Genomic DNA, 12,631 nt, shown 5'->3' with positions numbered 1-12,631 from the left:
GGGAGAGAGCCTGCTCGCGAAGGCGGATTATCAGGCGCTGGCTGACGCCCTGACCAACCGCAACCCGGCAATCACTACCGCAAAAACCGCCAGGGTCGTGTTGTACAGCGCCAGCGCCGGAAACCCGAACACCAGCGCCAACACCGCCAACCACCACCCTGCCCGCCCCGGCAGCAAGAAACCGATCACCGCAGCCACCAACGCACTCCAGCCCAATACGTTGAAGTGAATCATCAAACCCAGATTCGAACGGACCTGGCATTCCCAACGACTCGCCTCATCCACGCAGATGCCCACCCATTGTGCATCCTCCATGAAACCGTAACGCGCGCCATAACTGGCGGCCAGCCATACAGGCAGCAAAACAAGCAGCAAAATCACGGGCAGACGACGGGACATGAAGCACTCCAATAAGCGAAAAACGGCGGCCAGCTTAATCGCCCGACAGCCTTACGCAAGCGCTAACAACAGTTAACTGGTCATTCAATCGCTGCAACCTGTATCGTCCGGCTACTATTACTTCGAAATCAGGCCTGTTTGGTGCCGATGCGTGGCACTTTGGCGCAAATTCAATGGTCATAGCCTGCGAACTTCATTCGACACCTTTTTTAAGGGATCCAGTCATGCTCCGTTCCTTGCGCTTCGCTGCCCTGTTTGGCGGCCTGATATTAAGTGCGTCCGCAATGGCGGTCGATATCGACGCCGCCAGTTATGGCTTCCCCTTGACCAACCCGTTCGAGGCGACCATCGCCACGACGCCTCCGGACTTGCGTCCCGAGCTGCCGCTGGACGACGACATCCATCAGTCGGATCGCAGCATGACCTTGCGCCCGGAGCGGGCATTCAACTTGCCGGACAACTTCTGGGCGGTAAAGAAACTCACTTACCGCATTGCCACCCAGGATAAAGCCGCACCGCTGATCTTCCTGATCGCCGGCACCGGCGCACGCTATGACAGCAGCATTAACGAATACCTGAAAAAGCTCTACTACAAGGCCGGCTATCACGTGGTGCAACTGTCGTCGCCAACCAGCTTCGACTTCATCAGTGCCGCCTCACGCTTCGCCACGCCGGGCATCAGCAAGGAAGATGCCGAAGATATGTACCGGGTGATGCAAGCCGTGCGTGCGCAAAACCCCGGCGTCCCCGTGACCGATTACTACCTGAGCGGCTACAGCCTGGGCGCCCTGGATGCGGCCTTCGTCGCGCACCTGGACGAGACCCGCCGCAGCTTCAACTTCAAGAAAGTCCTTCTGCTCAATCCGCCGGTGAATCTCTACACCTCGATCACCAACCTCGACAAGCTGGTGCAGACCGAGGTCAAGGGCATCAACAACACCACTACGTTCTACGAGCTGGTGCTGAACAAACTGACCCGCTACTTCCAGCAGAAAGGCTACATCGATCTCAACGATGCACTGCTCTACGACTTCCAGCAGTCCAAGCAGCACCTGAGCAACGAACAGATGGCCATGTTGATCGGCACTTCGTTCCGCTTCTCGGCGGCCGACATTGCCTTCACCTCTGACCTGATCAACCGCCGGGGCCTGATTACCCCACCGAAGTACCCGATCACCGAGGGCACCAGCCTGACGCCTTTCCTCAAACGCGCGTTGCAGTGTGACTTCGACTGCTACATCACCGAACAGGTGATTCCGATGTGGCGCGCCCGCACCGATGGCGGCAGCTTGCTGCAACTGATCGACCAGGTAAGCCTGTACGCGCTGAAGGACTACCTGCACGACAGCCCGAAAATCGCCGTCATGCATAACGCCGACGACGTGATCCTCGGCCCTGGCGACCTCGGTTTCCTGCGCAAGACCTTTGGCGATCGCCTGACCCTTTATCCGCTGGGCGGCCATTGCGGCAACCTTAACTACCGCGTCAACAGCGACGCCATGCTGGAGTTCTTCCGTGGCTAAATACCTCCTGCTTATCGCTGCGTTGCTCTGTGCCGGCACGGCCAACGCCGACAACAGCAAAGCCAACGCCCCGGTTGTGGTCGATAGCGACGGTTTCAAGGAACCCCTGAGCAAACTCAAGATCAATCCGGGGCTGGATCAGCGTGAATTCGAACGCTCTACGCTCAGCGCGCTGAACGTCTACGATCCGCTGGAACAGTGGAACCGCCGCGTGTACCACTTCAACTACCGGTTCGATCAGTGGGTATTCCTGCCGGTGGTCAACGGTTATCGCTACGTCACGCCAAGCTTATTGCGCACGGGGGTCAGCAACTTCTTCAACAACCTCGGCGACGTACCGAACCTGTTGAACAGCCTGTTGCAGTTCAAGGGCCACCGTTCGATGGAAATCACCGGGCGCCTCCTGCTCAACACCACCATCGGCATCGCCGGACTTTGGGACCCGGCCACCGCCATGGGCCTGCCCCGCCAGGACGAAGACTTCGGCCAGACCCTGGGCTTTTATGGTGTGCCGGGCGGTCCCTACTTTGTCTTGCCGATCCTCGGACCTTCGAACATCCGCGACACCGGCGGGCTGGTGGTGGACTTCAGTGCGGAGTCGGCGATCAACTACCTGAACGTCTCTGAAGTCAGCTCCAACCATCCGGAAATCTGGGTACTGCGCGGCATCGACAAGCGCTACCAGACCAACTTCCGCTATGGCCAACTGAACTCGCCGTTCGAATACGAGAAGGTACGCTACGTGTACACCGAGTCGCGCAAATTGCGGATTGCCGAGTAACTCCAGGCACGACAAACGACTGTGGGAGCGAGCTCGCTCCCACAGTCATAGGTGTTTCTGTTGAAAGGAACCCTGACCTCAGCCCTTAAGCCATTTCCAGATTTTGCTGACAGCCATCACCCCCACCAACACCACCGCCCCTGCCACAATCCCCGCCGCCGCATTGAGCAACACCGGCACGATAAAACCGGCACCGCCCGCGCCCGCGCCGACCTCTTCGATCCAGTGATGCACCACCGGCACACCATGGGTCAGGATGCCGCCACCGACGAGAAACATCGCCGCCGTACCGATCACCGACAGACTTTTCATCATGTACGGCGCCGCGCGCAGAATCCCGCCACCGATGCGCTTGGCCATCTGCCCGGGCTTTTGCGTCAGCCACAGGCCCAGATCATCGAGCTTGACGATGCCCGCCACGAGCCCGTAGACGCCAATGGTCATGACGATGGCAATGCCCGAGAGCACGATCACCTGCTGGGTCAGCGACGCACCGGCCACGGTGCCGAGGGTGATGGCAATGATTTCCGCCGACAGGATGAAGTCGGTACGAACGGCGCCCTTGATCTTGTCCTTTTCGAACGCCACCAGGTCGACCGCAGGGTCTGCCACCGCCTCAACCAGTTCGGCGTGCTCGGCCTGGTCTTCAGACTTGCTGTGGAGGAACTTATGGGCGAGTTTCTCGAAACCTTCGAAACACAGGTAAGCACCGCCCACCATCAACAATGGCGTGACCAGCCAGGGAATGAATGCGCTGATGGCCAGCGCCGATGGCACCAGGATCAGCTTGTTGATGAACGAGCCCTTGGCGACCGCCCAGACCACCGGGATTTCTCGCTCGGCACGCACACCGCTGACCTGCTGGGCATTGAGCGCCAGATCGTCACCGAGCACGCCGGCGGTCTTCTTGGCGGCCATCTTGGTCATCAACGCCACGTCGTCGAGTACGGCGGCGATGTCGTCGATCAGCACCAGCAAACTGCTTCCTGCCATGAATTGGATTTCCTTCTTGAATGAATGGCGTGCAGCATAGCGCGGCCGAGCGCCGCACGGCGCATTCTTGAGCGCCGCCAAAGGCCGGTGCTACCATGCGCAACCGCCAGTACAGGCAAGGAACCACCTGGTTTATGAGCACTATCCGCGAGCGCAACAAACAACTGATCCTGCGTGCCGCCAGTGAAGAATTTGCCGACAAAGGCTTCGCTGCGACCAAAACCAGCGACATCGCAGCCAAGGCGGGATTGCCCAAGCCCAACGTCTACTACTATTTCAAATCCAAGGAAAACCTCTACCGCGAGGTGCTGGAAAGCATCATCGAGCCAATCCTGCAGGCTTCGACCCCCTTCAACCCCGAAGGCGTGCCCAGCGAAGTGCTGAGCAACTACATCCGCTCGAAAATCCGCATCTCCCGTGACCTGCCGTTTGCCTCCAAGGTGTTCGCCAGCGAAATCATGCACGGCGCCCCGCACCTGAGCGCCGATTTGGTCGAGCAGCTCAACAGCCAGGCCAAACACAACATCGACTGCATCCAGACCTGGATCGACCGCGGCCAAATCGCCCCGATCGACCCCAACCACCTGATGTTCAGCATCTGGGCCGCGACCCAGACCTACGCCGATTTCGACTGGCAAATCACCGCCATCACCGGCAAGGCCAAGCTGGATGAAGAAGATTATGAAGCCGCGGCGCAGACGATCATCCGGTTGGTGCTCAAAGGGTGTGAGCCGGACTGAAAGACCCTGGTGCTGCTACCGCCGGCAAGCCTGCTCCGACGGGATTCTGTGTTGAATTCAAACTCTGTGAACGACACAAATACTTGTGGGAGCTGGCTTGCCAGCGATGAAGGCGACTCGGTGCGGCCTCAAACCCAAATGGCATCCCATAGCGGATAATCACCAAGCTTCTCGACCAATCCAGCTCGCAACGGGTTAGCCACCACATACCGTGCCATTTTCACCAAATCTTCATCCCGCCGCAGCGCTCGGTCATGAAACCCTTGCTGCCAAAGCGCCCCGCTCCTTCCGCTGTATAAGTTCACCTCTCTAGTAATCAGAGACTTCGTCTCACGCATCAGTCTGCGCAGGGAACAGTTTTCCAATTCGACCAACCAATGGAAATGGTCGGGCATGACTATCCAAGCCAGAGAATTCGCCAACCCAATATTTTGTGCTCGGCGAAATTGATGAACAACCAATCTGCCCAGAGCAAAGTCGGAAAAGATCGGTTCACGATGAAGTGTGTTGGTTGTCAGTAGATAGATTCGATTTGGCTCGACATAACGGCCAGTTCGCAGACGACTTGAAGCGGGAAGACCAGGCAATCCATTGCCCCCTGATGATGAGTTCATCAGAAGGCTAGACCGCAGTTATGCGATTGGCAGGTTCCGCTTTTTATCTTGATGTATCTGGAGTTCGCCATCGCTGGCAAGCCAGCTCCCACAAGGTTTTATGTCGTTCGCGGAATTTCGACTCTACGCACGATCCTGGGAGCTGGCTTGCCAGCGATGACTTTCGATCAAACGCCGAAGATCAAGCCACAACCCCCGCATCCGCCCTCAACCCCAACGCCTCAATCGCAGTGATCGCACACTGCTCATCGACATCCGACAGATCGCCGCTGATCCCTACCGCCCCCAGCACTTTCCCCTCCTGATCCCGAACCAGCACACCACCCGGTGCCGGCACGACGCTGCCCTGGCCCAGGCTGTTCAACGCAGCGATAAACGCCGGGCGTTGTTGTGCGTCCAGCGCCAGCAGGCGCGAGCCTTTGCCCAGCGCAATGGCGCCCCAGGCTTTGCCGATGGCAACGTGCGGGCGCAGCAGGCTGGCGCCGTCTTCGCGTTGCAGGGTGATCAGATGCCCACCGGCATCCAGTACCGCAATGGTCAACGGTGCCGCGCTGATTGCACGCCCCGCGGTGATGGCCTCGTTGACCAGGTTGACTGCGACTTTCAAGGTTAAAGCGCTCATGGTGCCGTCCTCATTTTGTTTTTCGGAAAGCCGTTGGACTGCCTCGATGCACTGCAGTCCGATGCGACAAATAGAACACAATGAGTTATTTTTTTGTATACAATAATTATCAAAAATCGCCACATGCGACGAAAAGCCACACTGAATAGGGCTTCCGACGAATGAAACAACCGCTTGAGAAAATGGATTGACCTGCGCCGTCCGCCGTGAATACACTCTGCGCAAAGCCACTTGTATACAATTACAAAACGTAAAGAGGCACAAAACCATGAGCAAAATGAGAGCAATCGAAGCCGCCGTTCTGGTGATGCGCCGTGAAGGGGTTGATACCGCTTTTGGCATCCCCGGTGCCGCCATCAACCCGCTGTACTCCGCCCTGCAAAAGGTCGGCGGCATCGATCACGTCCTCGCCCGCCACGTTGAAGGCGCGTCGCACATGGCCGAGGGCTACACCCGCACCAAGGCCGGCAACATCGGCGTGTGCATCGGCACTTCCGGCCCTGCCGGCACCGACATGGTCACCGGGCTCTACAGCGCCTCGGCCGACTCGATTCCAATCCTGTGCATCACCGGCCAGGCACCCCGCGCCCGTATGCACAAGGAAGACTTCCAGGCTGTCGACATCACCAGCATCGTCAAGCCAGTCACCAAGTGGGCAACCACGGTCCTGGAGCCGGGCCAAGTGCCTTACGCGTTCCAGAAAGCGTTCTACGAAATGCGTTCCGGCCGTCCTGGCCCGGTCCTGATCGACCTGCCGTTCGACGTACAGATGGCCGAAATCGAATTCGATATCGACGCCTACCAGCCACTGCCGCTGGCCAAGCCGACGGCGACCCGTGTTCAGGTCGAGAAAGCGTTGGCCCTGCTCGATCAGGCCGAGCGTCCATTGCTGGTGGCCGGTGGCGGCATCATCAACGCCGATGCCAGCGATCTGTTGGTTGAATTCGCTGAACTGACCGGCATCCCGGTCATCCCGACCCTGATGGGCTGGGGCACCATCCCGGACGATCACCCACTGATGGTCGGCATGGTTGGCTTGCAGACTTCGCACCGCTACGGCAACGCCACGATGTTGAAATCCGACGTGGTGCTGGGTATCGGTAACCGCTGGGCCAACCGTCACACCGGTTCGGTGGATGTCTACACCGAAGGCCGCAAGTTCATTCACGTCGATATCGAAGGCACGCAGATCGGCCGCGTGTTCACCCCGGACCTGGGCATCGTTTCCGACGCCGCTGCCGCGCTGACCGTGTTCATCGAAGTCGCTCGCGAATGGCAAGCCGCCGGCAAGCTGAAAAACCGCAGCGCCTGGCTGCAGGATTGCCAACAGCGCAAGGCCAGCCTGCAGCGCAAGACTCACTTCGACAACGTGCCGGTCAAACCGCAGCGCGTGTATGAAGAGATGAACCAGGTGTTCGGCAAGGACACTTGCTACGTCAGCACCATCGGTCTGTCGCAGATTGCCGGCGCGCAGTTCCTGCACGTCTACAAGCCGCGTCACTGGATCAACTGCGGTCAGGCCGGCCCGTTGGGCTGGACCATTCCGGCGGCACTGGGTGTGGTCAAGGCTGACCCGGACCGCAAGGTTGTCGCGCTGTCGGGCGACTATGACTTCCAGTTCATGATCGAAGAACTGGCGGTGGGCGCGCAGTTCAAACTGCCCTACATCCACGTTGTGGTGAACAACTCGTACCTGGGGCTGATCCGTCAGGCGCAGCGCGGCTTCGACATGGACTACTGCGTGCAGCTGTCCTTCGATAACCTGAACGCGCCGGAACTCAACGGCTACGGTGTCGATCACGTCGCGGTTGCCGAAGGCCTTGGCTGCAAGGCGCTGCGCGTATTCGAACCGGCTCAGATCCAGCCTGCCCTGCGCAAGGCCCAGGAGCTGATCGAAGAGTTCAAGGTGCCGGTGATCGTTGAGATTATCCTGGAGCGCGTGACCAACATTTCCATGGGTACCGAGATCAACGCCGTCAACGAATTCGAAGACCTGGCGCTGGTTGGCAACGATGCACCGACGGCGATTTCGTTGCTCGATTAACTATTGATCAATACCCCTGTGGGAGCGAGCTTGCTCCGGGCGGCGTTCCGACGATGAGGCCGGCACATTCAGCATCCATGTTGTCTGGCACACCGCTATCGCGAGCAAACTCGCTCCCACAAGGGGCATGACAAATTTACAGGAGACCACCATGCCGCGTTTCGCAGCCAACCTGTCCATGCTGTTCACCGAACAGGACTTTCTCGCCCGCTTCGAAGCCGCCGCCAAGGCCGGTTTCACTGGCGTGGAATACCTGTTCCCGTACGACTTCAGCTCCGCCGAAATCAAGGCCAAGCTCGACGCCAACGGTCTGACCCAAGTGCTGTTCAACCTGCCGGCCGGTGACTGGGCCAAGGGCGAACGCGGCATTGCCTGCCTGCCAGACCGGGTCGAAGAGTTCCGCGCCGGTGTCGACCTGGCGATCGCTTACGCACAAGTACTGGGCAACACCCAGGTCAACTGCCTGGCCGGAATTCGCCCACAAGGCATAGACGACGCCACCGTGGAAAAAACCTTCGTCGCCAACCTCAAGTACGCGGCCGACAAGCTGCAGGCGGCGGGCATCAAACTGGTGATGGAAGCGATCAACACCCGCGACATCCCCGGCTTCTACCTGAACAACACGGCGCAAGCCCTGTCGATTCGCGAGCAGGTCGGCAGCGCCAACCTGTTCCTGCAATACGACATCTATCACATGCAAATCATGGAAGGCGATCTGGCCCGCACCCTGCAATCGCACCTGGCCGAGATCAACCACGTGCAGCTCGCGGACAACCCGGGGCGTCACGAACCAGGCACCGGTGAAATCAACTACCGCTTCCTGTTCGAACACCTGGACCGCATCGGCTATCAGGGCTGGGTCGGCTGCGAATACAAGCCGTTGACCACTACCGAAGCAGGCCTGGGCTGGCTGAAAACCCATAACGCGATCTGACACAAATCCTGTGGGAGCGAGCCTGCTCGCGAAGAGGCCGGCACATTCAACATCTATGTTGCCTGGCACACCGCTATCGCGAGCAGGCTCACTCCCACAAAAAGCAGTTCCCTATTTGCTTGAGCAAGACAAAAACAAGAGGATTTTCTCATGGCTAAAATCGGATTTATCGGCACCGGCATCATGGGCCACCCAATGGCGGCGAACCTGCAGAAAGCCGGTCACAGCCTGTTCCTGTCGGCGCACCACGACGCCGCGCCTGCCGACCTGGTCGCCGCTGGCGCCGTTACCCTGGCGAACCCGAAAGAAGTGGCCCAGGAAGCCGAATTCATCATCGTCATGGTGCCGGATACCCCGCAGGTCGATGACGTGCTGTTCCGCGCCGATGGCGTTGCCGCCGGCGTTGGCAAAGGCAAAATCGTGATCGACATGAGCTCGATCTCGCCGACCGCCACCAAGGCTTTCGCTGCCAGGATCAACGAGAAAGGCGCCCAGTACCTCGACGCGCCGGTGTCCGGCGGTGAAGTCGGTGCCAAGGCTGCAACCCTGAGCATCATGGTCGGTGGCGACGCCGATGCCTTCGAACGTGCCTTGCCGCTATTCCAGGCCATGGGCAAGAACATCACCCTGGTCGGTGGCAATGGCGACGGTCAAACCGCGAAAGTGGCCAACCAGATCATCGTGGCCCTGAACATCCAGGCCGTGGCCGAAGCCCTGCTGTTCGCCTCGAAAAACGGTGCCGATCCAGCCAAGGTGCGTGAAGCGCTGATGGGCGGTTTCGCCTCCTCGAAGATCCTCGAAGTACACGGCGAGCGCATGATCAAGGGCACCTTCGATCCGGGCTTCCGCATCAGCCTGCATCAGAAGGACCTGAACCTGGCCCTGCAAGGCGCCAAGGAGCTGAACATCAACCTGCCGAACACCGCCAACACCCAGCAAGTGTTCAGCACCTGCGCGGCCATCGGTGGCAGCAACTGGGATCACTCGGCACTGATCAAAGGCCTGGAGCACATGGCGAACTTCTCGATTCGCGACAAAAAATAAAGCCTGCACAAATCCCTGTGGGAGCGAGCCTGCTCGCGAAAGCGGTTGCACATTCAACATCCATGTTGGCTGACACACCGCCTTCGCGAGCAGGCTCGCTCCCACAAGGAATCTGAGTTGCCCTTTCGAATAACAAGAATTCTCGGGAGCCCGCCATGTCGGTCGATCCGCAACAATTCCTGCGCGAGCTGTTCGCCACTGCCATCGACGCTGCCCATCCGCAGCAAGTCCTCGAAGCCCATTTGCCCAAAGATCGCAGCGGTCGGGTGATCGTCATCGGTGCCGGCAAAGCCGCGGCGGCCATGGCCCAGGTGGTCGAGCGCCGCTGGCAGGGTGAAGTGTCCGGCCTGGTCGTGACGCGTTACGGCCATGGCGCGCCCTGTGAAAAAATCGAAGTGGTCGAAGCCGCGCACCCGGTACCGGATGCAGCCGGCCAGGCCGTGGCCAAACGGGTATTTGAACTGGTCAGCAACCTGACCGAAGCCGACCGCGTGATCTTCCTGCTCTCGGGCGGGGGTTCCGCGTTGCTCGCCCTGCCCGCCGCCGGTATCACCCTGGCCGACAAGCAGTCGATCAACAAAGCCCTGCTCAAATCCGGCGCGACCATCGGCGAGATGAACTGCGTGCGCAAGCACCTCTCGGCGATCAAGGGCGGGCGCCTGGGCAAGGCCTGCTGGCCCGCCACCGTCTATACCTACGCGATTTCCGACGTACCGGGCGACCTCGCCACGGTCATCGCCTCCGGCCCCACCGTGGCCGACCCGAGCACGTCGGCCGAGGCGCTGGCGATCCTCAAGCGCTACGCCATCGAAGTGCCGGCGTCCGTGCGCACCTGGCTGCAAAGCCCGGAATCGGAGACGGTCAAGCCCGGCGACCCAAGCCTGGCCCGCAGTCATTTCCAGTTGATCGCCCGCCCGCAACAATCGCTGGAGGCTGCCGCCGTGAAATGCCGCCAGGCCGGCTTCAGCCCGCTGATCCTCGGCGACCTGGAAGGCGAATCCCGCGAGGTGGCCAAAGTCCACGCCGGCATCGCCCGCCAGGTGGTCCTGTATGGGCAGCCATTGCCGGCGCCGTGCGTGATCCTCTCGGGTGGCGAAACCACCGTGACCGTGCGCGGCAATGGCCGGGGCGGACGCAACGCTGAATTCCTGCTCAGCCTGACCGACAGCCTCAAGGGCCTGCCCGGTGTCTACGCGCTGGCCGGTGACACCGATGGCATCGACGGCTCCGAAGACAATGCCGGCGCGATCATGACCCCGGACAGTTACGAGCGTGCCGCCGCCCTCGGCTTGAGCGCCAGCGACGAGTTGGACAACAACAATGGTTACGGCTACTTCGAGGCGCTGGACGCACTGATCGTCACCGAGCCGACCCGCACCAACGTCAACGACTTCCGTGCCATTCTGATTCTCGAGAGCCCAAAACCATGACGCCTGATAAAAAGGTCAAAATCCTCGCCACCCTCGGCCCTGCCACCGACGGAATCGACGACATCCGCGAGCTGGTGCAGGCCGGGGTCAACATCTTCCGCCTGAACTTCAGCCACGGCGATCATGCCGACCACGCCCAGCGCTATCAGTGGATCCGTGAAGTCGAGCGCCAGCTGAATTATCCGCTGGGCATCCTGATGGACCTGCAAGGCCCGAAACTGCGGGTCGGCAAGTTCGCCGAGGGCAAGGTGCAACTGGTACGCGGTCAGGCCCTGCGCCTGGACCTCGACACCACGCCGGGCGATGAGCGCCGGGTCAACCTGCCGCACCCGGAAATCATCGCCGCGCTGGAGCCGGGCATGGACCTGCTGCTGGACGACGGCAAGTTGCGCCTGCGGGTGGTCACCAAGTACGCCGACGCCATCGATACCACGGTGCTTAATGGCGGCGAACTGTCGGATCGCAAAGGGGTGAACGTGCCGCAAGCGGTGCTCGACCTGAGCCCGTTGACCGCCAAGGATCGCCGCGACTTGAGCTTCGGTCTCGAACTCGGTGTGGACTGGGTGGCCCTGTCGTTCGTGCAACGTCCGGACGACATCCGCGAAGCCCGCGCCCTGATCGGCGACAGAGCGTTCTTGATGGCCAAGATCGAAAAACCATCGGCGGTCACCCAACTGCGGGAAATCGCCGAGTTGAGCGACGCGATCATGGTTGCCCGGGGTGACCTCGGCGTGGAGGTGCCGGCCGAAAGCGTGCCGCAGATCCAGAAAAACATCATCAGCACGTGTCGCCAGCTCGGTAAACCGGTGGTGGTGGCCACCCAGATGCTCGAATCGATGCGCTTCTCGCCGGCCCCGACCCGCGCCGAAGTCACAGACGTGGCCAACGCCGTGGCCGAAGGTGCGGACGCGGTGATGCTGTCGGCGGAAACCGCCTCCGGTGAATACCCGCTGGAAGCCGTGCAGATGATGAGCAAGATCATCCGTCAGGTGGAAAACGGCCCGGACTACCAGACCCAGCTGGACGTCAGCCGGCCGAAAGCCGAAGCGACCGTTTCCGATGCGATCAGTTGCGCGATCCGTCGCATCAGCAATGTGCTGCCGGTGGCGGTCCTGGTCAATTACAGCGAGTCTGGCGCGTCGACCCTGCGAGCGGCACGGGAGCGGCCGACGGTGCCGATCCTCAACCTGACGCCGAACCTGCAAACCGCCCGTCGCCTGAGCGTGGCGTGGGGCGTGCACTCGGTGGTCAACGATCGCCTGCGTCAGGTGGATGAGGTGTGCTCGACCGCGCTGGAGATCGCCCAGGCCCAAGGCATGGCCCAGCGTGGGGACACATTGTTGATCACGGCGGGTGTGCCGTTCGGGCAACCGGGGTCGACTAACTCGTTGCGCATCGAGACGTTGATCTAGAGCGCCCATGCCGGCCTCATCGCCAGCAGGCTGGCTCCCACATTGGTTTTGTGTCGATCACGGAATCAAAATTGAACTGAGATTCGGTGTGGGAG

General features: G+C 60.4%; 12 protein-coding genes. 8 read left to right on the top strand and 4 right to left on the bottom strand.

Going from position 1 to position 12,631, the window contains the following annotated elements; all coding sequences use genetic code 11:
- Positions 1-30: 30 nt before the first annotated feature.
- The gene (locus JQF37_RS20725) at positions 31-399 is read right to left on the bottom strand and encodes a hypothetical protein (protein WP_196586287.1); all 369 of its coding nucleotides are present in this window, start codon (positions 397-399) and stop codon (positions 31-33) included.
- 224 nt (positions 400-623) lie between these two features.
- Between JQF37_RS20725 and JQF37_RS20720 the strand changes: the two genes are divergently transcribed.
- Both JQF37_RS20720 and JQF37_RS20715 read left to right on the top strand, forming a co-directional pair.
- Positions 624-1,922, top strand: coding sequence for a serine/threonine protein kinase (locus tag JQF37_RS20720; RefSeq protein WP_130203754.1), 1,299 nt, complete (start codon positions 624-626; stop codon positions 1,920-1,922).
- Positions 1,915-2,703 (top strand): VacJ family lipoprotein, encoded by a 789-nt coding sequence (locus tag JQF37_RS20715; protein WP_130203755.1) that lies wholly within the window; start codon positions 1,915-1,917, stop codon positions 2,701-2,703. The genes JQF37_RS20720 and JQF37_RS20715 overlap by 8 nt, the downstream gene beginning before the upstream one ends.
- Positions 2,704-2,781: 78 nt before the next feature.
- On the opposite strand, the gene JQF37_RS20710 is transcribed toward JQF37_RS20715, so the two are convergent.
- Entirely contained in the window at positions 2,782-3,696 is a 915-nt protein-coding gene (locus JQF37_RS20710) for a DUF808 domain-containing protein (protein ID WP_130203756.1), read from the bottom strand.
- A 134-nt stretch (positions 3,697-3,830) separates the two neighbouring features.
- On the opposite strand from JQF37_RS20710, the gene JQF37_RS20705 reads away from it, so the two are divergent.
- Positions 3,831-4,436 carry a TetR/AcrR family transcriptional regulator gene (locus tag JQF37_RS20705; RefSeq protein WP_090464078.1) on the top strand — a complete coding sequence of 202 codons (606 nt, stop codon included), beginning with the start codon at positions 3,831-3,833 and terminating at the stop codon, positions 4,434-4,436.
- Between the two features lie 128 nt (positions 4,437-4,564).
- On the opposite strand, the gene JQF37_RS20700 is transcribed toward JQF37_RS20705, so the two are convergent.
- Positions 4,565-5,023: a transposase gene (locus tag JQF37_RS20700; protein WP_130203838.1), complete on the bottom strand. Its 459-nt coding sequence runs from the start codon at positions 5,021-5,023 to the stop codon at positions 4,565-4,567.
- Between the two features lie 208 nt (positions 5,024-5,231).
- Positions 5,232-5,672 carry a heme-binding protein gene (locus tag JQF37_RS20695; protein WP_130203757.1) on the bottom strand — a complete coding sequence of 147 codons (441 nt, stop codon included), beginning with the start codon at positions 5,670-5,672 and terminating at the stop codon, positions 5,232-5,234.
- 268 nt (positions 5,673-5,940) lie between these two features.
- Between JQF37_RS20695 and gcl the strand changes: the two genes are divergently transcribed.
- The 5 genes from gcl (at position 5,941) to pyk (ending at position 12,536) form a co-directional block, all read left to right on the top strand.
- Positions 5,941-7,716, top strand: a complete 1,776-nt coding sequence (gene gcl, locus JQF37_RS20690; protein ID WP_047531913.1) for a glyoxylate carboligase — start codon at positions 5,941-5,943, stop codon at positions 7,714-7,716.
- Positions 7,717-7,867: 151 nt separating this feature from the next.
- Positions 7,868-8,650, top strand: a complete 783-nt coding sequence (hyi, locus tag JQF37_RS20685; RefSeq protein ID WP_090464084.1) for a hydroxypyruvate isomerase — start codon at positions 7,868-7,870, stop codon at positions 8,648-8,650.
- 150 nt (positions 8,651-8,800) lie between these two features.
- Positions 8,801-9,694, top strand: coding sequence for a 2-hydroxy-3-oxopropionate reductase (locus JQF37_RS20680; RefSeq protein ID WP_130203758.1), 894 nt, complete (start codon positions 8,801-8,803; stop codon positions 9,692-9,694).
- Between the two features lie 155 nt (positions 9,695-9,849).
- Positions 9,850-11,124 (top strand): glycerate kinase, encoded by a 1,275-nt coding sequence (locus tag JQF37_RS20675; protein WP_130203759.1) that lies wholly within the window; start codon positions 9,850-9,852, stop codon positions 11,122-11,124.
- Complete coding sequence (gene pyk / locus JQF37_RS20670) at positions 11,121-12,536, top strand: pyruvate kinase (RefSeq protein ID WP_090324211.1); 1,416 nt, start codon at positions 11,121-11,123, stop codon at positions 12,534-12,536. The genes JQF37_RS20675 and pyk overlap by 4 nt, the downstream gene beginning before the upstream one ends.
- Positions 12,537-12,631 lie beyond the last annotated feature (95 nt).

Origin of the sequence: Pseudomonas sp. MIL9 (genome assembly GCF_016887925.1) — a bacterium.
GTDB lineage: Bacteria > Pseudomonadota > Gammaproteobacteria > Pseudomonadales > Pseudomonadaceae > Aquipseudomonas > Aquipseudomonas mohnii.
Note: the sequence above shows the minus strand (reverse complement) of the source record. Positions and strands in the feature narration are given on the sequence as shown.

Bases quoted from the DNA above. Each gene is read 5' to 3' on its own strand.
- JQF37_RS20725 (WP_196586287.1), bottom strand. From the start codon at position 399: ATGTCCCGTCGTCTGCCCGTGATTTTGCTGCTTGTTTTGCTGCCTGTA.
- JQF37_RS20720 (WP_130203754.1), top strand. From the start codon at position 624: ATGCTCCGTTCCTTGCGCTTCGCTGCCCTGTTTGGCGGCCTGATATTA.
- JQF37_RS20710 (WP_130203756.1), bottom strand. From the start codon at position 3,696: ATGGCAGGAAGCAGTTTGCTGGTGCTGATCGACGACATCGCCGCCGTA.
- JQF37_RS20705 (WP_090464078.1), top strand. From the start codon at position 3,831: ATGAGCACTATCCGCGAGCGCAACAAACAACTGATCCTGCGTGCCGCC.
- JQF37_RS20695 (WP_130203757.1), bottom strand. From the start codon at position 5,672: ATGAGCGCTTTAACCTTGAAAGTCGCAGTCAACCTGGTCAACGAGGCC.
- gcl (WP_047531913.1), top strand. From the start codon at position 5,941: ATGAGCAAAATGAGAGCAATCGAAGCCGCCGTTCTGGTGATGCGCCGT.
- hyi (WP_090464084.1), top strand. From the start codon at position 7,868: ATGCCGCGTTTCGCAGCCAACCTGTCCATGCTGTTCACCGAACAGGAC.
- JQF37_RS20680 (WP_130203758.1), top strand. From the start codon at position 8,801: ATGGCTAAAATCGGATTTATCGGCACCGGCATCATGGGCCACCCAATG.
- JQF37_RS20675 (WP_130203759.1), top strand. From the start codon at position 9,850: ATGTCGGTCGATCCGCAACAATTCCTGCGCGAGCTGTTCGCCACTGCC.
- pyk (WP_090324211.1), top strand. From the start codon at position 11,121: ATGACGCCTGATAAAAAGGTCAAAATCCTCGCCACCCTCGGCCCTGCC.